The sequence below is a fragment of the Streptosporangium sp. NPDC050855 genome, assembly GCF_044456585.1.
Lineage (GTDB): Bacteria > Actinomycetota > Actinomycetes > Streptosporangiales > Streptosporangiaceae > Streptosporangium > Streptosporangium longisporum.
The window spans coordinates 639773-660505 of the sequence record NZ_JBITFY010000001.1 but is presented as its reverse complement, the minus strand read 5'-3'; the positions used below and the strand labels follow the sequence as shown (position 1 = coordinate 660505).

Sequence of the window (20733 nt, the reverse complement as noted above, 5' to 3'; positions counted from 1 at the left end):
TTCTCCCCTCTACCAAACGAAGGCGAGGACTTCCCCGCCCACTCCACGCTTGCCGGCCTGCTTGTCCGTCATGAGACCGCCGGACGTCGAGATGATCGCGACGCCCAGTCCGCCCAGGACTCGGGGCAGGTTGTCCTTCTTTGCATAGACCCGCAGGCCGGGCTTGGAAACCCGGCGCAGGCCCGCGAGCGACCGCTCACGGCTCGGCCCGAACTTGAGCTCCACCACGAGGTTCTTCCCGACCTTGGCGTCTTCGACGGTCCAGGCCTGGATGTATCCCTCCTGCTGGAGGATCTCGGCGATGTGCGCCTTGATCTTCGAGTACGGCATCGCCACGCTGTCGTGGTACGCCGAGTTCGCGTTTCGCAGACGCGTCAGCATGTCTGCGATCGGGTCGGTCATCGTCATGGCCGGTGGCCTTCCTCACCGCGGTTTCCACAGGGGACCTACGGTGCGGTCATGGGCGCTTCGATCAGCGCCCGGTGAATACGAAATTCTATGTGGGGCCGGAGACCGCGCGGACCCGTAAGGTCACGGGACCGCGCGGGGGGCTACCAGCTCGACTTGGTGATGCCGGGCAGCTCGCCCCGGTGCGCCATCTCGCGGAAGCAGATGCGGCACAGGCCGAACTTCCGGTAGACGGCGCGGGGACGGCCACAGCGCGAGCAGCGGGTGTAGGCCCGGACCTCGAACTTGGCCTTGCGAGCAGCCTTGACCTTGAGCGACGTCTTCGCCATGATCAGGCCTCCTTGAAGGGGAATCCGAGGTGCTTCAGCAGCGCCCGGCCCTGGTCGTCGGTCTTAGCGGTGGTCACGACCGTGATGTCCATGCCCCGCTGACGGTCGACCTTGTCCTGGTCGATCTCGTGGAACATGACCTGCTCGGTGAGACCGAAGGTGTAGTTCCCGTTGCCGTCGAACTGCTTGGGCGACAGGCCCCGGAAGTCACGGATACGGGGCAGCGCCAGCGAGAGCAGCCGGTCGAGGAACTCCCACATGCGGTCACCGCGGAGCGTGACGTGAGCGCCGATCGGCATGCCCTCGCGCAGCTTGAACTGGGCGATGGACTTGCGGGCGCGGACGACCGCCGGCTTCTGGCCGGTGATCACGGTGAGGTCGCGGACGGCGCCTTCGATCAGCTTCGAGTCGCGCGCGGCCTCGCCGACGCCCATGTTCACCTTGATCTTGGTGATCGTGGGCACCAGCATGATGTTCTCGAACCCGAAGTCCTCGTTCAGCTTCGCGATGATCTCTTCGCGGTAGCGCTGCTTGAGGCGCGGAAGGGTCCGCTGCTCGGTCTCGGTGGTGTTCGCGGTCATCACTTGTCCCCGCCCGTCTCGTCGGAGGCGGCCTCGGCCGTCTCCTTCCCGGCGGGCTTGTCGTCCTTGGCGGGCTTGGCCTCGGCCTTGGCGGACGTGTCGTCCTTGGTGGACGTGTCGTCCTTGGTGGCCTTGGTGGACTTGGCGTCATCCTTGGCGGGCTTGGCGTCATCCTTGAGCTTCTTGACGTTGCTCACGTGGATGGGAGCCTCCATCGTCTGCACGCCACCGCTCTTGGCACCGCGCGGACCCTGGTTGGTCTCCTTGGAGTGCTTGGTGACCATGTTGACGCCCTCGACCACCACGCGCTCGTCACGCGGGTGGGCGGCGATCACGCGGCCCTTGGCACCCTTGTCCTTGCCTGCGATGACCAGCACCAGGTCACCCTTTTTCACGTGCAGCTTCGGCATTACAACACCTCCGGCGCGAGCGAGATGATCCGCATGAACTTCTTGTCACGCAGCTCGCGTCCGACGGGACCGAAGATGCGAGTGCCCCGCGGGTCGCCGCTGTCCTTGATGATGACGGCGGCGTTCTCGTCGAAGCGGATGTAGGAGCCGTCGGGCCGGCGGCGCTCCTTGACAGTACGGACGATGACGGCCTTGACCACATCGCCCTTCTTCACGGTGCCGCCCGGGATGGCGTCCTTGACCGTGGCGACGATGATGTCGCCGATTCCCGCGTAGCGCCGGCCCGAGCCGCCGAGCACGCGGATGCAAAGGACTTCCTTCGCACCGGTGTTGTCGGCGACCTTGAGCCGCGACTCCTGCTGGATCACTTGAACTCCTGTTTGTCTCGCCGGTTCTCACCCTCGGGTGAGCCTTGCGGAACCTGCTGGGTCTTTGTCCTGCGACCACAGCCCTGACGGACCGCGGCCGAGGCGGGGCGAAGATCGCTTCGCCCCCTTGGACGCCGTCGTGGGGGGTGACACCGTCACCCCCCACGAGGCGTGTGGCCTACTTGGCCTTTTCGAGGATCTCGATGACGCGCCAGCGCTTGCTGGCCGACAGCGGCCGGGTCTCCATCAGGAGAACGCGGTCGCCGACGCCGCAGTCGTTGGCCTCGTCGTGCGCCTTGTACTTGGTCGTCCTGCGGATGACCTTGCCGTACAGGGGGTGCTTGACGCGGTCCTCGACGGCGACCACGACGGTCTTGTCCATCTTGTCACTGACGACCAGGCCCTCGCGGGTCTTGCGGTAGTTCCGCGCCTTGGTCGTGCTCTCGGTGCTCTCGGTGGTCTCCACGGCCTCAGCCATCGATCGACTCCTTCTCTACCGTGACGATTTTGAGCTCCCGCTCGCGCATCACGGTGTAGATACGGGCGATCTCGCGGCGAACGGCACGCAGCCGCCCGTGGCTCTCCAACTGGCCGGTCGCGGCCTGGAAGCGGAGGTTGAACAGCTCCTCCTTGGCTTCCTTCAGCTTCGTGACCAGCGTGTCCTGGTCCTCCACCCGCAGCTCACCAGCGGTCAGGCCCTTAGCCATCACGCCTCACCCACTTCACGCTTGACGAACCGGCACTTCATCGGCAGCTTGTGCATGGCGCGCCGCAGGGCCTCGCGAGCCACCGGCTCGGCGACACCCGACAGCTCGAACATGATGCGGCCGGGCTTGACGTTGGCGATCCACCACTCCGGCGAACCCTTACCGGAACCCATGCGGGTCTCGGCAGGCTTCTTGGTGAGGGGACGGTCCGGGTAGATGTTGATCCAGACCTTTCCGCCACGCTTGATGTGACGGGTCATCGCGATACGAGCCGACTCGATCTGGCGGTTGGTCACGTAGGAGTGCTCAAGCGCCTGAATGCCGAACTCGCCGAACACGACCCTGGTGCCGCCCTTGGCGGCGCCGTGACGGTCGGGCCGGTGCTGCTTGCGGTGCTTGACCCTGCGCGGGATCAGCATGGTCAGCTCCCTTCAGCACCCGGCTGCGCAGCCGGGCCGGTCTCGGGGGCGGCCTGTGAGGCCGCCTCGTTCCTGGGTGCGGACGGAGCCGCGGCGCGGTCACCACGACCGGCACCGGCGCCACCGGCACCGCCGCCGCGACGGGCGCCACCGGCGCCGCCGCCACCACGACGGGGACGGTCGCCGCCACCGGCACCGGGGCCACGACGGTCGTCGCGGTCACGGCGCTGGCCGCCGGCGCGGGCACCGGCGGCGGCCGCCTCGCGCTCGGCGCGGCTGGTCGGGGCCTCACCCTTGTAGATCCACACCTTCACGCCGATGCGGCCGAAGGTGGTGCGGGCCTCGTACAGGCCGTAGTCGATGTCCGCGCGGAGGGTGTGCAGGGGCACGCGGCCCTCGCGGTAGAACTCCGAGCGGGACATCTCGGCGCCGCCCAGACGACCCGAGCACTGCACCCGGATGCCCTTGGCGCCGCTCTTCATCGCCGACTGCATCGCCTTGCGCATGGCACGGCGGAACGAGACACGGCTGGACAGCTGCTCGGCCACACCCTGGGCGACGAGCTGAGCGTCGATCTCAGGGTTCTTGACCTCGAGGATGTTCAGCTGGACCTGCTTCTTGGTCAGCTTCTCGAGGTCACCGCGGATCCGGTCCGCCTCGGCGCCGCGGCGGCCGATGACGATGCCCGGACGGGCGGTGTGAATGTCGACCTGTACCCGGTCGGTGGTCCGCTCGATCTCCACCTTGGAGATGCCGGCCCGCTCCATGCCCTTTTTGAGCATGCGGCGGATCGCCACGTCTTCGGCCACGTACGACTTGTAGAGCTTGTCGGCGTACCACCGGCTCTTGAAGTCGGTCGTGATGCCGAGGCGGAACCCGTGCGGGTTGACCTTCTGACCCACTAGCGGGTCCTCCCCTTCGGCTCGCGGGACTCCACGATCACGGTGATGTGGCTGGTCCGCTTGTTGATCCGATAGGCGCGACCCTGGGCGCGGGGACGAAACCGCTTCAGCGTCGGGCCCTCGTCGACCCAGGCACGGCTCACGAAGAGCGTCTCCCGGTCGAGCTTGAAGTTGTGCTCCGCGTTGGCAATGGCGCTGGACAGCACCTTGTACACGGTCTCGCTCGCCGACTGGGGAGCGAACTGCAGCACGGCCTGCGCCTCCGAAGCGGGCAGCCCGCGAATGAGGTCCACCACGCGGCGGGCCTTCATGGGCGTGTGGCGCGCGAACCGCGCCTGAGCCCTGGCTTCCATCGCTTACTCCTCTTACCTTCTGCTTCGTGTCGGTCGGGTCTGTCTCGCCCGGTGGTGACCGGTACGGCTCTCGCCGTCCGGTCGTCTGCGGGCGGGACGAGCCCTCCCTGTGAGGCGCTTTATCGCCGGCTGCGGCGGTCTTCCTTGACGTGGCTGCGGAAGGTTCGCGTCGGGGCGAACTCACCGAGCTTGTGGCCGATCATCGACTCGGTGACGAACACCGGGACGTGCTTGCGGCCGTCGTGAACGGCGATCGTGTGGCCGAGCATGTCGGGCACGATCATGGAGCGCCGCGACCACGTCTTGATGACGTTTTTGGTGCCCTTCTCGTTCTGGACATCCACCTTCTTCTGAAGGTGGTCGTCCACGAAGGGACCCTTCTTGAGGCTACGTGGCATTTTGGCTGCTCCTACCGCTTCTTCCGCTTGGTACGACGGCGGATGATCAGCCGGTCGCTGGCCTTGTTCGCCGCACGAGTACGACCCTCGGGCTTGCCCTTGGGGTTGACGGGGTGACGACCGCCGGAGGTCTTACCCTCACCACCACCGTGCGGGTGGTCGACCGGGTTCATCGCGACACCGCGGACGGTGGGGCGCTTGCCCTTCCACCGCATGCGTCCGGCCTTGCCCCAGTTGATGTTGGCCTGCTCGGCGTTGCCGACCTGGCCGACGGCGGCCCGGCAGCGGACGTCGACCTGGCGCATCTCGCCGGAGGGCATACGCAGCGTGGCGTACTGCCCCTCCTTGGCCAGGAGCTGGATCTGCGCGCCGGCGGACCGGCCCAGCTTGGCGCCGCCACCCGGACGGAGCTCCACCGCGTGGATGAAGGTACCCGTCGGGATGTTGCGCAGCGGGAGGCAGTTGCCCGGCTTGATGTCGGCCGTGGGGCCGTTCTCGATGTTGTCGCCCTGCTTCAGACCGGTCGGGCAGAGGATGTAGCGCTTCTCCCCGTCGGCGTAGTGCAGCAGCGCGATGCGGGACGTGCGGTTCGGGTCGTACTCGATGTGAGCGACCTTGGCCGGGATCCCGTCCTTGTCGTGACGCCGGAAATCGATGATCCGGTAGGCGCGCTTGTGGCCACCGCCCTGGTGACGGGTGGTGACACGGCCGTGGACGTTACGGCCACCCTTGCTGTGCAAGGGTGCAAGCAGCGACTTCTCGGGCGTGCTGCGCGTGATCTCGGCAAAGTCCGAGACGCTGGCGCCGCGGCGACCCGGGGTCGTCGGCTTGAGTTTACGGATGCCCATCTTTTTCGTTCATCCTTCGTCGGTTAATCCGGTCGAATGCCCCTCACCGGCTGGTGAGGGGCTTTCTCCCTGTACGTACTGAGCGAGCGCGTCAGCCGATCTGACCGAAGATGTCGATCCGGTCGCCCTCGACCAGGCTCACGATCGCCCGCTTGGTGGCGGGGCGCTGGCCGTAGCCGAACCTGGTCCGCTTGCGCTTGCCCTGGCGGTTGATGGTGTTGACGCTGGCCACCTTGACACCGAAGATCTTCTCTACGGCGATCTTGACCTGCGTCTTGTTGGCCGTCTTCCGCACCAGGAACGTGTACTTGTTGTGCTCGTCGATCAGGCCGTAGCTCTTCTCGGAGACCACCGGCTTGATGATGATGTCGCGCGGGTCGGCGATCTTCTCCATCAGGCGTCTTCCTTCCCGCTCTTGCTCAGACGGGCCACGATCTGGTCGTAGGCCGCCTGGGTGAAGACCACGTCGTCGTAGCAGAGCACGTCGTAGGTGTTGAGCTGCCCGGCGTCCAGCAGGTGGACCTCGGGGGCGTTGCGCAGGCTCAGCCAGGTGAGCTCGTCACCCTCGTCGACGACGACGAGAACGCTACGGGCCTTGGTGATCCTGCGAAGCGACTCGAGAGCCGCCTTGGTCGCCGGGGTCTCCCCCGCGACCAGACCGCTGACCACGTGAACGCGGCCACCGGTCGCCCGGTCGGACAGGGCACCGCGCAGGGCGGCGGCCTTCATCTTCTTGGGAGTCTTCTGCGAGTAGTCCCGCGGCACCGGGCCGTGGACGGTGCCACCGCCGGCGAACTGCGGGGCGCGGGTCGAGCCCTGACGGGCGCGGCCGGTGCCCTTCTGGCGGTACGGCTTCTTGCCGCCGCCCCGGACCTCACCGCGGGTCTTGGCCTTGTGGGTGCCCTGCCGGCGAGCGGCGAGCTGGGCCACGACGACCTGGTGGATCAGCGGGATGTTGACCTTCGTGCCGAAGATGTCCTCCGGCAGGTCGACGGTGCCGGCCTTGTCGCCGCTCACGTCGAGGACGTCAATGGTGCTCACTTGGCAGCCCCCTTCTTGGCGGCGGTGCGGACCAGGACCAGGCTGCCGTTGGCACCGGGGATCGCACCCTTGATCAGGATGAGGCCCTTCTCGGCGTCCACGGCGTGAACCTTGAGGCTCTGGACGGTCGTGCGGACGTTGCCCATCCGGCCGGCCATGCGCACGCCCTTGAAGACGCGGCCCGGGGTGGCGCAGCCACCGATGGAACCCGGCGAGCGGTGCTTGCGCTGCGTACCGTGGGAGGCGCCCAGGCCCTTGAAGCCGTGGCGCTTCATGACACCGGCGAAGCCCTTGCCCTTGCTCTTGCCCGTCACGTCGACGAACTGGCCGGCCTCGAAGGTGTCGGCCGAGAGCTCCTGGCCCAGGGTGTAGTCACCGGCGTCGTCGGTGCGGATCTCCGCGAAGTAACGGCGCGGGGTGATGTCGTGCTTGCGCAGGTAGTCGCCGAGCGGCTTGTTGACCTTCCGTGGGTCGACCTGCCCGAAGCCCAGCTGAACGGCGGAGTAGCCGTCCTTCTCGGGGGTGCGGACGCGGGTCACGACGCACGGACCGGCCTCGACGACGGTCACCGGGACCATCCGGTTGTCCGCGTCGAAGACCTGGGTCATGCCGAGCTTCTTGCCCAGGACGCCCTTGATCTGCTTAGCCATGTCAGTGCGTTCCCTCAGAGCTTGATCGAGATGTCGACGCCGGCGGGAAGGTCGAGTCGCATGAGCGAGTCGACGGTCTTCGGCGTCGGGTCGATGATGTCAATGAGCCGCTTGTGCGTGCGCATCTCAAAGTGCTCGCGGCTGTCCTTGTACTTGTGCGGCGAGCGGATGACGCAGTACACGTTCTTCTCGGTCGGCAGCGGCACCGGGCCCGCGACCTTGGCGCCAGTCCGTGTCACCGTCTCGACGATCTTCTTGGCCGAAACGTCGATGACCTCGTGGTCATAGGCCTTGAGCCGAATGCGGATCTTCTGTCCCGCCATAATGGCCTCGGTGTCCTTCGCTGTCGTCTGAAAAAGTTACGTGCGGCCTGTTGCCGCTGTGCTGTGGGGCGGGTCCGTCTCGCGACGTCCCCTCCGCCTCGTACGGGAGTCCGTGTCCCCCCGCGGGGGCGTTCTCCGTACGTGTCCCACGTAGCAGACGCTGAGAGTCCGCGCTTTCTTCCGTGATCTGGCAGTCACTTCGGCAGATTTTCCGGCCGAAGCCACTGCGAGATCACGGTTCGTGGGTCCTGCCAGGTCCGTGCCCTGCGGCGCGGGCCCCTCGTGGCGCGGCGGCCGGTCCCGTATGGAGGCCGGCCGCCACTCCGCGATCGTACTACTTGATGATCTTGGTCACTCGACCCGCACCGACGGTGCGGCCACCCTCACGGATGGCGAACTTGAGACCGTCCTCCATCGCGATGGGCTGGATGAGCTGGACGTTCATCTCGGTGTTGTCGCCCGGCATGACCATCTCGGTGCCCTCGGGGAGGTTCACCACGCCGGTCACGTCGGTGGTGCGGAAGTAGAACTGCGGGCGGTAGTTGTTGAAGAAGGGGGTGTGGCGGCCGCCCTCGTCCTTGCTCAGGATGTAGACCTGGGCCTCGAACTCGGTGTGCGGGGTGGTCGTGCCCGGCTTGATGATGCACTGGCCGCGCTCGACGTCCTCGCGCTTGATGCCACGGAGGAGCAGACCGACGTTGTCGCCCGCCTGGCCCTCGTCGAGCAGCTTGCGGAACATCTCGACACCGGTGACCGTGGTGGTGGTCTTGGTCTCCTTGATGCCGATGATGTCGACGGTCTCGTTGACCTTGACGACACCGCGCTCGATACGGCCGGTGACGACGGTGCCACGACCGGTGATCGAGAAGACGTCCTCGATCGGCATCAGGAACGGCTTCTCGGTCTCACGGGTCGGCTCGGGGACGTTCTCGTCCACGGCGGTCATGAGCTCGATGATCGAGTCGCCCCACTTGGAGTCGCCCTCGAGCGCCTTCAGCGCCGAGACGCGGACGACCGGCAGGTCGTCGCCGGGGAACTCCTGGGCCGAGAGAAGCTCGCGGACCTCGAGCTCGACGAGCTCCAGGATCTCCTCGTCGTCCACCATGTCGGACTTGTTGAGGGCCACGACGATGTAGGGGACGCCGACCTGGCGGGCCAGGAGGACGTGCTCCTTCGTCTGCGGCATCGGACCGTCGGTGGCGGCGACCACGAGGATCGCGCCGTCCATCTGAGCCGCACCGGTGATCATGTTCTTCACGTAGTCGGCGTGACCGGGGCAGTCCACGTGGGCGTAGTGGCGCTTCTCGGTCTGGTACTCGACGTGCGCGATGGAGATCGTGATACCACGAGCCTTCTCCTCGGGCGCCTTGTCGATCTTGTCGAACGGGGTCGCCTCGTTGAGGTTCGGGAAACGCTCGTGGAGCACCTTGGTGATCGCCGCGGTCAGAGTGGTCTTGCCGTGGTCGATGTGCCCAATGGTGCCGATGTTTACGTGCGGCTTGGTCCGCTCGAACTTGGCCTTGGCCACTGCTCTCTCCTTAGAGATTCTGACGTGACTTGCGTCTTCAAAAACGGATGCCGGGCTTGTGCGCCCCGCACCCTTCCGGTGGCGGGAGGCGGGTCTCCCGTCTCCCGTCACCGGAACGGATGCCGAGCTGTTCGCCCCGCACCCCTCCGGTGGCGGGGCGGCGATCTCCTCGCCCCCCCACACCCGGAACGGATACCGAGCTGTTCGCCCCGCACCCCTCCGGTGGCGGGGCGGCGATCTCCTCGCCTCCCGCACCCGGAACGGATGCCGGACTTATTCGCCCCGCACCTTCGCGACGATCTCCTTGGCGATGTGCGCAGGCACTTCCGCGTAGGAGTCGAACTGCATGCTGTAGCTCGCGCGTCCCTGCGTCTTGCTACGGAGGTCTCCCACGTAGCCGAACATCTCAGAGAGCGGCACGAGCGCCTTGATGATCCGGGCGCCGGAGCGCTCGTCCATCGCCTGGATCTGCCCGCGGCGACCGTTGAGGTCACCGATGACGTCACCCATGTAGTCCTCGGGCGTGGTGACCTCGACGGCCATCATCGGCTCCAGGATTACGGCGTCCGCACGGCGCGCGGCCTCCTTGAAGGCCATCGAGCCGGCGATCTTGAAGGCCATTTCGGACGAGTCCACCTCGTGGTAGGCACCGTCCTGCAGGGTGACCTTGACCCCGACCATGGGGTAGCCGGCCAGGACACCGAACTCGGCCGCCTCCTGGGCGCCCGCGTCGACCGAGGGGATGTACTCCCTCGGGATGCGGCCACCGGAGACCTTGTTCGAGAACTCGTAACCGTCGTTGCCCTCGCCCAGCGGCTCGATGTCAATGATGACCTTGGCGAACTGGCCCGAACCACCGGTCTGCTTCTTGTGGACGTAGTCGACCTTCTCCACCTTGCGGCGGATGGTCTCCCGGTAGGCCACCTGAGGCCGGCCAATGTTGGCCTCGACCTTGAACTCGCGGCGCATCCGGTCGACGAGGATCTCCAGGTGGAGCTCGCCCATACCCCAGATGACCGTCTGCCCGGTCTCGTCGTCACGACGGACCTGGAAGGACGGGTCCTCCTCGGCCAGACGCTGGATCGCGGTGCCCAGCTTCTCCTGGTCACCCTTGGTCTTGGGCTCGATGGCGACGCTGATGACCGGCGCCGGGAAGTTCATCGACTCCAGGACCACGGGATGAGCCGGGTCCGACAGGGTGTCACCGGTGGTGGTGTCCTTCAGACCCATCACGGCGACGATCTGACCGGCGACGGCCGACGGGCGCTCTTCGCGCTTGTTGGCGTGCATCTGGTAGATCTTGCCGATCCGCTCCTTGCGGCCCTTCACCGAGTTGACCACGGCGGTGCCGGTCTCGAGCGTGCCCGAGTAGATGCGGATGTAGGTGAGACGGCCCAGGTGCTGGTCGCTCATGATCTTGAAGGCGAGCGCGGAGAAGGGCTCGTTCACGTCGGCGTGACGCTCGATGACCTCGTCCTCCTTGCCGACCGCGTGGCCCTTGAAGGCCGCGATGTCGATCGGGGCGGGGAGGTAGGCGACGATCGCGTCGAGCAGGGGCTGGACGCCCTTGTTCTTGAACGCGGTGCCGGTCAGGACCGGGTTGATGACGCTCTTCAGCGTGGCGCGGCGGATGGCCGCGACCAGCTGCTCCTCGGTGGGCTCGACGCCCTCCAGGAAGAGCTCCATCAGCTCGTCGTCGTTCTCGGAGACGGTCTCGACGAGCTTGTCACGCCACTCGCGGGCGACCTCGGCGTGCTCGGCCGGGATGTCGACGGTCTCGTACATCTCGCCCTTGGCCGCCTCGGCGCTCCAGAGCAGGCCCTTCATCTTGACCAGGTCGATGACGCCCTTGAAGTCGGCCTCGACGCCCCAGGGAAGCTGGATGACGGCGGGGGTCGCGTTCAGGCGGCTGACCATCATGTCGACGCAGCGGTGGAACTCCGCGCCGACCCGGTCCATCTTGTTGACGAAGCAGATCCTGGGTACTTCGTAGCGGTCGGCCTGACGCCAGACCGTCTCGGACTGCGGCTCGACACCGGCGACGCCGTCGAACACGGCGACGGCACCGTCGAGGACGCGGAGCGAACGCTCCACCTCGATCGTGAAGTCCACGTGACCCGGCGTGTCGATGATGTTGATCGTGTGGCCGAGCCATTCGCAGGTGGTGGCAGCGGAGGTGATGGTGATACCACGCTCCTGCTCCTGCTCCATCCAGTCCATCGTGGCTGCGCCCTCGTGGACCTCACCGATCTTGTAGTTGATACCGGTGTAGAACAGGATGCGCTCGGTCGTCGTGGTCTTGCCCGCGTCGATGTGGGCCATGATCCCGATGTTTCGGACCTTGGCCAGGTCAAGAGCGGTCGTGGTGGCCACTTCTCTCGCGTCCTCGTCGTCTCGTCGAACCCGCTGTTACCAGCGGTAGTGGGCGAAGGCCTTGTTGGACTCGGCCATCTTGTGGGTGTCCTCGCGCTTCTTGACGCTTGCGCCGAGGCCGTTGCTGGCGTCGAGCAGTTCGTTCATCAGACGCTCGGTCATGGTCTTCTCGCGGCGGGCGCGGGAGTACTGCACCAGCCAGCGCAGGGCCAGGGTGGTGCTGCGCGCCGCGCGCACCTCGACCGGGACCTGGTAGGTCGCGCCACCGACACGGCGGCTGCGGACCTCGAGGGTGGGCTTGACGTTGTCCAGCGCGCGCTTGAGGGTGACGACCGGGTCGTTGCCGGTCTTCTCCCTGGCGCCTTCGAGGGCGCCGTACACGATGGACTGGGCGATGGATCGCTTGCCGTCCAGGAGCACCTTGTTGATCAGAGCGGTGACCAGGGGCGAGTTGTGAACCGGGTCGGCCATGAGCTGACGACGGCCAGGAGAACCCTTGCGAGGCATTCCTACTTCTCCTTCTTCGCGCCGTAACGGCTACGGGCCTGCTTGCGGTTGCGGACACCCTGGGTGTCGAGCGAACCACGGATGATCTTGTAGCGAACACCCGGAAGGTCCTTCACACGCCCACCACGGACGAGCACGATGGAGTGCTCCTGGAGGTTGTGACCGACACCGGGGATGTAAGCCGTGACCTCGATGCCGTTGGTCAGCCGGACACGCGCCACCTTGCGGAGGGCGGAGTTCGGCTTCTTCGGGGTCGTGGTGTAAACGCGCATGCAGGTGCCGCGTCGCTGAGGGCTGGCCTTGAGCGCCGGGGTCTTGGTCTTGGTGACCTTGTCCTGGCGGCCCTTGCGGACCAGCTGCTGAATCGTGGGCACCGCGTCTCCGTTCGTGCTAGCCGGTTATTCGAATGTGGTGCATTTGCAGGTACTGCCGGTGTCATGACCTGCGGTTCTTCCAGCTCCTCCGACCCACGCGTTCGGGCGTGTCGCGGGGTGTCGTACCACGTCCCGGAAAGGAACGATCCGCTGGAGGAGGCCACACGGCGCCCCTGCCGACTCCTCGATGGGAAACCGTCGACGCGCACGCATGAGGACCCATGAAGACATGGGCACGAAGGGAAAGACTACCCAGCCCAGTGCAACACGTCAAAACGACCGCACCGGCCGGGCGCCGTCACGCGCGCCCGCATCCGTGCCCTGGCTCCCGTGACCGGTTTCCGACCGACCACGTCCGGGTCCACACCGAAGTTTACCCGCCCCCGGACACTTCTCCGGTCGTTCTCCGCATTGACGTACGGCTTGGGCCGCAACGTTCCGGTCAAGACGGACGGCGCCCGGCCCCCTCGCGGGGACCGGGCGCCGTCTCGATCACTGTGCCGGGCGTGCTCGCTCAGCGGTTGTACTGACCGAAGTCGTACTCCTCCAGCGGCACGGCCTCGCCGGAGCCCGAGCCGAAGGTGTAGTCGGCCGCGGAGCCGTCGTAGCCGCCGACCGTGTACATCGCGGCCTTGGCCTCCTCGGTGGGCTCGACCCGGATGTTGCGGTACTGGGGCATGCCCGTACCCGCCGGGATGAGCTTTCCGATGATGACGTTCTCCTTGAGACCGAGCAGCGAGTCCGACTTGGCGTGGATCGCCGCGTCGGTGAGCACCCGGGTCGTCTCCTGGAAGGACGCCGCCGACAGCCAGGACTCGGTGGCGAGCGAGGCCTTGGTGATGCCCATCAGCACCGGGCGGCCCGAGGCCGGCGTGCCGCCCTCGGCCACGCACTCGCGGTTGATCCGCTCGAAGCGCGGCCGCTCGACGAGCTCACCGGGCAGCATGTCGGCGTCGCCGGACTCCAGCACGTTCACGCGCTTGAGCATCTGCCGCACGATGATCTCGATGTGCTTGTCGTGGATCGACACACCCTGCGAGCGGTAGACCTGCTGGACCTCCGCCACCAGGTGCAGCTGCACGGCGCGGGGGCCGAGGATGCGCAGCACCTCGTTGGGGTTGACCGCACCGGCGATCAGCTGCTGGCCGACGCCGACCCGCTGCCCGTCGGAGACGAGCATCCGCGACCGCATCGACACCGGGTACGCGACCTCCTCGGAGCCGTCGTCGGGGACGACCACGATCTTCCGCGTCTTGTCGGTCTCGTCGATGCGGACCCGGCCCTCGGCCTCGCTGATCGGGGCGACGCCCTTGGGGACGCGCGCCTCGAACAGCTCGGTGACACGGGGCAGGCCGTGGGTGATGTCGGCGCCCGCCACACCACCGGTGTGGAAGGTCCGCATCGTCAGCTGGGTGCCGGGCTCGCCGATCGACTGGGCGGCGATGATGCCGACCGCCTCGCCGACGTCCACGAGCTTGCCGGTGGCCAGCGAGCGGCCGTAGCAGGTGGCGCAGACACCGATCTTGGCCTCGCAGACGAGGGCGCTGCGGGTCCTGACGGTCTCCACACCGGCCTCGACCAGGGCGGTGACGTGGGCGTCGTTGATGTCGACGCCCATCGGCACGACGACCTTGCCGTCCACCTCCACGTCCTCGGCGAGGATGCGGCCGTGCACGTTGCTCTCGGCGTTCTCCGCCTTGACCAGGTTGCCCTGGGCGTCGCGGTCGGCGACGTGCAGCGGCACGGCGCGGTCGGTGCCGCAGTCGATCTCGCGGACGATGACGTCCTGCGCCACGTCCACCAGACGACGGGTCAGGTAGCCGGAGTCGGCGGTCCGCAGCGCGGTGTCCGCCAGACCCTTCCGCTGGCCGTGGGTGGAGATGAAGTACTCCAGCACCGACAGGCCCTCGCGGAACGAGGCCTTGATCGGACGCGGGATCGTCTCACCCTTGGTGTTGGACACCAGGCCGCGGATGCCGGAGATCTGCCGGACCTGCATCAGGTTCCCTCGGGCGCCCGACTGGACCATCATCCAGACCGGGTTGGTCTTCGGGAACGCCTTCTGCATGTCGTCGGTCACGTCACTGGTCGCGTGCGTCCAGATCTCGATGAGCTCCTGACGGCGCTCCTCGTCCGTGATCAGACCGCGCTCGTACTCCCGCTGGACCTTGTCGGCCCGGCGTTCGTACGTCTCCATGATCTCGGCCTTGTTCGGCGGCGCGATGACGTCCTCGATGGAGATCGTCACACCGGCCCTGGTCGCCCAGTAGAAGCCGGCGTCCTTGAGGGCGTCGAGCGCCGCCGCGACCTCGACCTTGGGGTACTTGTCGGCCAGCTCGTTGACGATGACCGAGAGCTGCTTCTTGCCGACCTGCGAGTTCACGTACGGGTAGTTCGCCGGGAGCGTCTGGTTGAACAGGCACCGGCCCAGGGTGGTCTCCAGGCGGTACCCGTCGCCGGGCTCCCAGCCCTCGGGGGCGGTCCAGTCGCGGGGCGGCGGGACGTCGCCCTTCATCCGGATCTGGATCAGCGACTGGATGTCCAGCTCGCGGCGGTCGAAGGCCATGAGCGCCTCCGACACCGAGCCGAAGACCCGGCCCCTGCCGGCGCCGTTCTCGTCCTCGTCCTTGAGCGTGGTCAGCGAGTACAGGCCGATGATCATGTCCTGGGTGGGCATGGTCACGGGCTTGCCGTCGGCCGGCTTGAGGATGTTGTTGGTGGACAGCATCAGGATGCGGGCCTCGGCCTGCGCCTCGGCCGACAGCGGCAGGTGCACGGCCATCTGGTCACCGTCGAAGTCCGCGTTGAACGCGGTGCACACGAGCGGGTGGATCTGGATGGCCTTGCCCTCGACCAGCTGCGGCTCGAAGGCCTGGATGCCCAGGCGGTGCAGGGTGGGCGCGCGGTTGAGCAGCACGGGGTGCTCGGTGATGACCTCTTCGAGGACGTCCCACACGACCGGCCGGGCACGCTCGACCATCCGCTTGGCCGACTTGATGTTCTGCGCGTGGTTCAGGTCCACCAGGCGCTTCATCACGAACGGCTTGAACAGCTCCAGCGCCATCTGCTTGGGCAGGCCGCACTGGTGCAGCTTCAGCTGCGGGCCGACGACGATGACCGAACGGCCGGAGTAGTCGACTCGCTTGCCCAGCAGGTTCTGGCGGAACCGGCCCTGCTTGCCCTTGAGCATGTCGCTGAGGGACTTCAGGGGGCGGTTGCCGGGTCCGGTGACCGGGCGGCCGCGGCGGCCGTTGTCGAACAGCGCGTCGACGGCCTCCTGGAGCATCCGCTTCTCGTTGTTCACGATGATCTCGGGCGCGCCGAGGTCGAGAAGCCGCTTGAGGCGGTTGTTCCGGTTGATCACCCGGCGGTAGAGGTCGTTCAGGTCCGAGGTCGCGAACCGGCCACCGTCGAGCTGCACCATGGGGCGCAGGTCCGGCGGGATGACCGGGATGCAGTCCAGGACCATGCCGTTGGGCGAGTTGCGGGTGTTCAGGAACGCCGAGACGACCTTGAGACGCTTGAGCGCGCGGGCCTTCTTCTGGCCCTTGCCGCTGCGGATCGTCTCGCGGAGGTTCTCGGCCTCCAGGGCGAGGTCGAAGTTGGTCAGCCGCTCCTGGATGGCCTGGGCGCCCATGCCACCGCGGAAGTAGCGGCCGAAGCGGTCGCGCATCTCGCGGTAGAGCAGCTCGTCGCCCTCCAGGTCCTGGACCTTGAGGTTCTTGAAACGGCTCCAGACCTCGTCCAGCCGGTCCAGCTCGCGCTGGGCCCGGTCGCGCAGCTGCCGCATCTCACGCTCGGCACCCTCGCGCACCTTGCGGCGCTGGTCGCCCTTGGCCCCGGCGGCCTCGAGCTCGGCCAGGTCGGCCTCCAGCTTGCGCTGGCGGGCCTCGATGTCGGAGTCACGGCGCTGCTCGACGTGCTGCCGCTCGACGGAGATCTTCGCCTCCAGCGACGGCAGGTCGCGCTCGCGCATCTCCTTGTCGACATGCGTGATCATGTAGGCCGCGAAGTAGATGACCTTCTCGAGGTCCTTCGGGGCCAGGTCGAGCAGGTATCCCAGACGGGACGGGACGCCCTTGAAGTACCAGATGTGCGTGACCGGAGCGGCCAGCTCGATGTGGCCCATCCGCTCGCGGCGCACCTTGGCACGGGTCACCTCGACGCCGCAGCGCTCACAGATGATGCCCTTGAAGCGGACGCGCTTGTACTTGCCGCAGTAGCACTCCCAGTCCCGGGTCGGGCCGAAGATCTTCTCGCAGAAGAGTCCGTCCTTCTCGGGCTTGAGCGTCCGGTAGTTGATGGTCTCGGGCTTCTTGACCTCACCGTGCGACCACTGGCGAATGTCGTCGGCGGTCGCGAGGCCGATCCGAAGCTCGTCGAAGAAGTTGACGTCGAGCACTTGTAATCCCCCTCAGCTTCTAGATCAGACCTCTTCGACGCTGCTCGGCTCACGCCGGGACAGGTCGATGCCGAGCTCCTCCGCGGCGCGGAAGACGTCCTCGTCGGTGTCGCGCATCTCGATGGACATGCCGTCGCTGGAGAGCACCTCGACGTTCAGGCACAGCGACTGCATTTCCTTGATGAGGACCTTGAACGACTCCGGGATGCCCGGCTCGGGGATGTTCTCGCCCTTGACGATCGCCTCGTAGACCTTCACCCGGCCCAGGACGTCGTCGGACTTGATGGTCAGCAGCTCCTGCAGCGCGTACGCCGCGCCGTAGGCCTCCAGGGCCCAGACCTCCATCTCACCGAAGCGCTGGCCGCCGAACTGGGCCTTACCGCCGAGCGGCTGCTGGGTGATCATGGAGTACGGGCCGGTCGACCGCGCGTGGATCTTGTCGTCGACCAGGTGGAGCAGCTTCAGGATGTAGATGTAACCCACGGAGATCGGGTGCGGGAACGGCTCGCCGGAACGCCCGTCGAACAACTGGGCCTTTCCGTTCGCGCCGACCATGCGCCCGCCGTCCCTGTTGACCAGGGTGTTGTCGAGCAGACCGATGATCTCTTCCTCGTTGGCGCCGTCGAAGACGGGGGTCGCCATGTTGGTACGCGGCTCCACCTCGGCGAAGCCCTTGTCGCGCAGGCGCTCGGCCCACGCCTCCTCGATGCCGGAGATGTCCCAGCCGCGGGCGGCGATCCACCCCAGGTGGGTCTCCAGCACCTGGCCGACGTTCATCCGGCCGGGCACGCCCAGCGGGTTCAGGATGATGTCGACGGCCGTGCCGTCCTCCAGGAAGGGCATGTCCTCGACCGGGAGGATCTTGGAGATGACGCCCTTGTTGCCGTGCCGGCCCGCGAGCTTGTCACCGTCGGTGATCTTGCGCTTCTGCGCCACGTAGACGCGCACCAGCTCGTTGACGCCGGGGGGAAGCTCGTCGCCCTCCTCGCGGGAGAAGACCCGCACCCCGATGACCTTGCCCTGCTCGCCGTGCGGCACCTTCAGCGAGGTGTCGCGCACCTCGCGGGCCTTCTCACCGAAGATCGCCCGCAGCAGCCGCTCCTCGGGGGTCAGCTCGGTCTCGCCCTTGGGCGTGACCTTGCCCACCAGGATGTCCCCGGGCACGACCTCGGCGCCGATGCGGATGATGCCGCGCTCGTCGAGATCGGCCAGCACCTCCTCGGAGACGTTGGGGATGTCGCGGGTGATCTCCTCAGGGCCCAGCTTGGTGTCGCGGGCGTCGACCTCGTGCTCCTCGATGTGGATCGAGGACAGCACGTCGTCCTGCACCAGGCGCTGCGACAGGATGATCGCGTCTTCGTAGTTGTGACCCTCCCACGGCATGAACGCCACCAGCAGGTTCTTGCCCAGCGCCATCTCACCGCTGTCGGTGCACGGACCGTCGGCCACGACCTGGCCGGCCTCGATGCGGTCGCCCTCGGCCACGATCGGCTTCTGGTTGAAGCAGGTGCCCTGGTTGGAGCGCTTGAACTTCGCCACCCGGTAGGTGGTGCGGGTGCCGTCGTCGTTCATCACCGTGACGTAGTCGGCCGAGACCTCCTCCACCACGCCCGCCTTCTCGGCGGTGATCACGTCACCGGCGTCGGTGGCGGCACGGTACTCCATGCCGGTGCCCACCAGCGGCGCCTCGCTCTTGAGCAGCGGCACCGACTGGCGCTGCATGTTCGAGCCCATGAGCGCGCGGTTGGCGTCGTCGTGCTCCAGGAACGGGATCATCGCGGTCGCCACGGACACCATCTGGCGTGCCGAGACGTCCATGTAGTCGACCTCGGTGGCGCGCAGGGACTCGAACTCCCCGCCCTTCCTGCGGACCAGGACCCTGGACTCGAGGAACGTTCCGTCGGGACCGATCGGCGTGTTCGCCTGGGCGATGACGTGCCGGTCCTCCTCGTCGGCGGTCAGGTAGTCGACCTGGTCGGTCACCCGGCCGTCGACGACCTTGCGGTAGGGGGTCTCCACGAAACCGAAGGAGTTGACCCGGCCGAAGGAGGCCAGCGAGCCGATCAGGCCGATGTTCGGGCCTTCCGGGGTCTCGATCGGGCACATCCGGCCGTAGTGGGACGGGTGCACGTCACGGACCTCGAAGCCGGCCCGCTCACGGGACAGACCACCGGGACCCAGCGCGGACAGACGCCTCTTGTGCGTCAGGCCGGCCAGCGGGTTGGTCTGGTCCATGAACTGCGACAGCTGCGAGGTACCGAAGAACTCCTTGATCGACGCCACCACCGGGCGGATGTTGATCAGGGTCTGCGGCGTGATCGCCTCGACGTCCTGGGTCGTCATGCGCTCACGCACGACGCGCTCCATACGGGCCAGGCCCAGGCGGACCTGGTTCTGGATGAGCTCGCCCACCGTGCGCAGGCGGCGGTTGCCGAAGTGGTCGATGTCGTCGGTCTCGACGACGATCTCACCGTTGGCGCCGGGCATCGAGACCTCGCCGGCGTGCAGCCGGACGATGTACTCGATGGTGGCGACGATGTCGTCCTCGGTCAGGGTGCCCTGGGTGATCTCGCTGTCCACCCCGAGCTTCTTGTTGATCTTGTACCGGCCGACCTTGGCGAGGTCGTAGCGCTTGGAGTTGAAGTACAGGTTCTCCAGCAGCGTCTGCGCCGACTCCTTGGTCGGCGGCTCGCCCGGGCGCAGCTTGCGGTAGATGTCGAGCAGCGCGTCGTCCTGGCCGGCCGTGTGGTCCTTCTCCAGGGTCGCGCGCATGGACTCGTACTGGCCGAACCGCTCGAGGATCTGCTCGCTGGTCCAGCCGAGGGCCTTGAGCAGCACCGTGACGGCCTGCTTGCGCTTACGGTCGATGCGCACACCGACGCTGTCGCGCTTGTCGATCTCGAACTCCAGCCAGGCACCCCGCGACGGGATGACCTTGCAGCCGTACAGGTCCTTGTCGGAGGTCTTGTCGACGCTGCGGTCGAAGTAGACGCCCGGGGACCGGACCAGCTGGGAGACCACGACACGCTCGGTGCCGTTGATGATGAACGTTCCCTTGCCGGTCATGAGCGGGAAGTCGCCCATGAACACGGTCTGGCTCTTGATCTCACCGGTGGTGTTATTGATGAACTCCGCCGTGACGAACATCGGGGCGGAGTAGGTCATGTCCTTGTCTTTGCACTCCTCGACGGAGTACTTGGGCGGCTCGAACCGGTGATCCCGGAACGACAGGGACATGGTTCCGGAGAAGTCCTCGATGGGACTGATCTCCTCGAAGATCTCTTCAAGGCCCGACTGGGCCGGAACGTCCTTGCGCCCGGCCTGGCGAGCCGCCTCGACCCGCCCCTTCCACTTCTCGTTTCCGAGCAACCAGTCGAAGGACTCGGTCTGTAGGGCGAGAAGGTCAGGAACTTCTAGCGGCTCCTGAATTCGTGCGAAAGACACACGACGGGGACCGGCGGGTACGGCGAAGGCGTTGCGCGAGGCTGCCAACAGATGTCCTTCCGAGGGCTCGCGGCGGACTGACTACACGCACGCCAGACGACCATGCATCAGAGCACCAAAAGAAGCGGGTCGTCAAAGGGCAGCGCAAAGGGGCAGTGTAGCCGAACGGCATACACCTGTCCACTTCAGTCTCGCTGCAAGCTCCACGTTGGTCGCAGCATCGCTCTTCGGAACCGAAACGTCAAGCCCGGGAGCTGACATTTCGGCCGGGAAACAGCTGCGGCCATGGGAGTTTTCCCACCGGGTGACCTGCGTACACCTCCACGATCCAAGACGGTGACCGACCTGGTGTGACTGACGCTGAGTGA

Annotated in this window: 21 protein-coding genes and 1 pseudogene; all 22 read right to left on the bottom strand. The window is 66.8% G+C overall.

All coding sequences use genetic code 11. The features are described from left to right. Positions 1-9 precede the first annotated feature (9 nt). A complete protein-coding gene (gene rpsH, locus ACIBCT_RS03140) occupies positions 10-408 on the bottom strand; it encodes a 30S ribosomal protein S8 (RefSeq protein ID WP_030912900.1) in 399 nt (132 codons plus the stop codon). A gap of 143 nt (positions 409-551) precedes the next feature. Next, positions 552-737 carry a type Z 30S ribosomal protein S14 gene (locus tag ACIBCT_RS03135; protein ID WP_012887844.1) on the bottom strand — a complete coding sequence of 62 codons (186 nt, stop codon included), beginning with the start codon at positions 735-737 and terminating at the stop codon, positions 552-554. Between the two features lie 2 nt (positions 738-739). Beyond that, entirely contained in the window at positions 740-1318 is a 579-nt protein-coding gene (gene rplE / locus ACIBCT_RS03130) for a 50S ribosomal protein L5 (protein ID WP_399185738.1), read from the bottom strand. A gap of 170 nt (positions 1319-1488) precedes the next feature. Continuing rightward, positions 1489-1719 (bottom strand): annotated as a pseudogene (gene rplX / locus ACIBCT_RS03125) (50S ribosomal protein L24); the annotation flags it as partial. A gap of 8 nt (positions 1720-1727) precedes the next feature. Next, positions 1728-2096: a 50S ribosomal protein L14 gene (rplN, locus tag ACIBCT_RS03120; protein WP_012887841.1), complete on the bottom strand. Its 369-nt coding sequence runs from the start codon at positions 2094-2096 to the stop codon at positions 1728-1730. 178 nt (positions 2097-2274) lie between these two features. After that, positions 2275-2574 carry a 30S ribosomal protein S17 gene (gene rpsQ / locus ACIBCT_RS03115; RefSeq protein WP_344890024.1) on the bottom strand — a complete coding sequence of 100 codons (300 nt, stop codon included), beginning with the start codon at positions 2572-2574 and terminating at the stop codon, positions 2275-2277. Next, on the bottom strand, positions 2567-2803 hold the full coding sequence (rpmC, locus tag ACIBCT_RS03110; RefSeq protein ID WP_344890026.1) for a 50S ribosomal protein L29: 237 nt from the start codon (positions 2801-2803) through the stop codon (positions 2567-2569). Before rpmC ends, rpsQ begins: the two co-directional genes overlap by 8 nt. After that, the gene (rplP, locus tag ACIBCT_RS03105; RefSeq protein ID WP_184538242.1) at positions 2803-3222 is read right to left on the bottom strand and encodes a 50S ribosomal protein L16; all 420 of its coding nucleotides are present in this window, start codon (positions 3220-3222) and stop codon (positions 2803-2805) included. Before rplP ends, rpmC begins: the two co-directional genes overlap by 1 nt. A gap of 2 nt (positions 3223-3224) precedes the next feature. Next, entirely contained in the window at positions 3225-4124 is a 900-nt protein-coding gene (gene rpsC / locus ACIBCT_RS03100) for a 30S ribosomal protein S3 (RefSeq protein ID WP_344890032.1), read from the bottom strand. Then, the gene (rplV, locus tag ACIBCT_RS03095) at positions 4124-4477 is read right to left on the bottom strand and encodes a 50S ribosomal protein L22 (protein ID WP_344890035.1); all 354 of its coding nucleotides are present in this window, start codon (positions 4475-4477) and stop codon (positions 4124-4126) included. The genes rpsC and rplV overlap by 1 nt, the downstream gene beginning before the upstream one ends. 119 nt (positions 4478-4596) lie before the next feature. Beyond that, entirely contained in the window at positions 4597-4875 is a 279-nt protein-coding gene (gene rpsS / locus ACIBCT_RS03090) for a 30S ribosomal protein S19 (protein ID WP_012887835.1), read from the bottom strand. Between the two features lie 11 nt (positions 4876-4886). Continuing rightward, a complete protein-coding gene (gene rplB, locus ACIBCT_RS03085) occupies positions 4887-5723 on the bottom strand; it encodes a 50S ribosomal protein L2 (protein ID WP_344890038.1) in 837 nt (278 codons plus the stop codon). Between the two features lie 91 nt (positions 5724-5814). Next, positions 5815-6117: a 50S ribosomal protein L23 gene (gene rplW, locus ACIBCT_RS03080; protein WP_030912923.1), complete on the bottom strand. Its 303-nt coding sequence runs from the start codon at positions 6115-6117 to the stop codon at positions 5815-5817. Further along, the gene (gene rplD, locus ACIBCT_RS03075; RefSeq protein ID WP_399185737.1) at positions 6117-6764 is read right to left on the bottom strand and encodes a 50S ribosomal protein L4; all 648 of its coding nucleotides are present in this window, start codon (positions 6762-6764) and stop codon (positions 6117-6119) included. Before rplD ends, rplW begins: the two co-directional genes overlap by 1 nt. After that, positions 6761-7414, bottom strand: a complete 654-nt coding sequence (rplC, locus tag ACIBCT_RS03070; protein ID WP_399185736.1) for a 50S ribosomal protein L3 — start codon at positions 7412-7414, stop codon at positions 6761-6763. The genes rplD and rplC overlap by 4 nt, the downstream gene beginning before the upstream one ends. 14 nt (positions 7415-7428) lie before the next feature. After that, positions 7429-7737 carry a 30S ribosomal protein S10 gene (gene rpsJ / locus ACIBCT_RS03065; protein WP_030912931.1) on the bottom strand — a complete coding sequence of 103 codons (309 nt, stop codon included), beginning with the start codon at positions 7735-7737 and terminating at the stop codon, positions 7429-7431. A 334-nt stretch (positions 7738-8071) separates the two neighbouring features. Next, positions 8072-9265 (bottom strand): elongation factor Tu, encoded by a 1194-nt coding sequence (gene tuf / locus ACIBCT_RS03060; protein ID WP_399185735.1) that lies wholly within the window; start codon positions 9263-9265, stop codon positions 8072-8074. A gap of 273 nt (positions 9266-9538) precedes the next feature. Next, on the bottom strand, positions 9539-11587 hold the full coding sequence (fusA, locus tag ACIBCT_RS03055; protein WP_399186088.1) for an elongation factor G: 2049 nt from the start codon (positions 11585-11587) through the stop codon (positions 9539-9541). 87 nt (positions 11588-11674) lie between these two features. After that, complete coding sequence (gene rpsG, locus ACIBCT_RS03050) at positions 11675-12145, bottom strand: 30S ribosomal protein S7 (RefSeq protein ID WP_179819699.1); 471 nt, start codon at positions 12143-12145, stop codon at positions 11675-11677. 2 nt (positions 12146-12147) lie between these two features. Next, positions 12148-12519, bottom strand: a complete 372-nt coding sequence (rpsL, locus tag ACIBCT_RS03045; RefSeq protein ID WP_012887826.1) for a 30S ribosomal protein S12 — start codon at positions 12517-12519, stop codon at positions 12148-12150. Between the two features lie 514 nt (positions 12520-13033). Then, positions 13034-16921, bottom strand: a complete 3888-nt coding sequence (locus tag ACIBCT_RS03040; RefSeq protein WP_399185734.1) for a DNA-directed RNA polymerase subunit beta' — start codon at positions 16919-16921, stop codon at positions 13034-13036. Positions 16922-16945: 24 nt separating this feature from the next. Then, entirely contained in the window at positions 16946-20413 is a 3468-nt protein-coding gene (rpoB, locus tag ACIBCT_RS03035) for a DNA-directed RNA polymerase subunit beta (RefSeq protein WP_399185733.1), read from the bottom strand. Positions 20414-20733 lie beyond the last annotated feature (320 nt).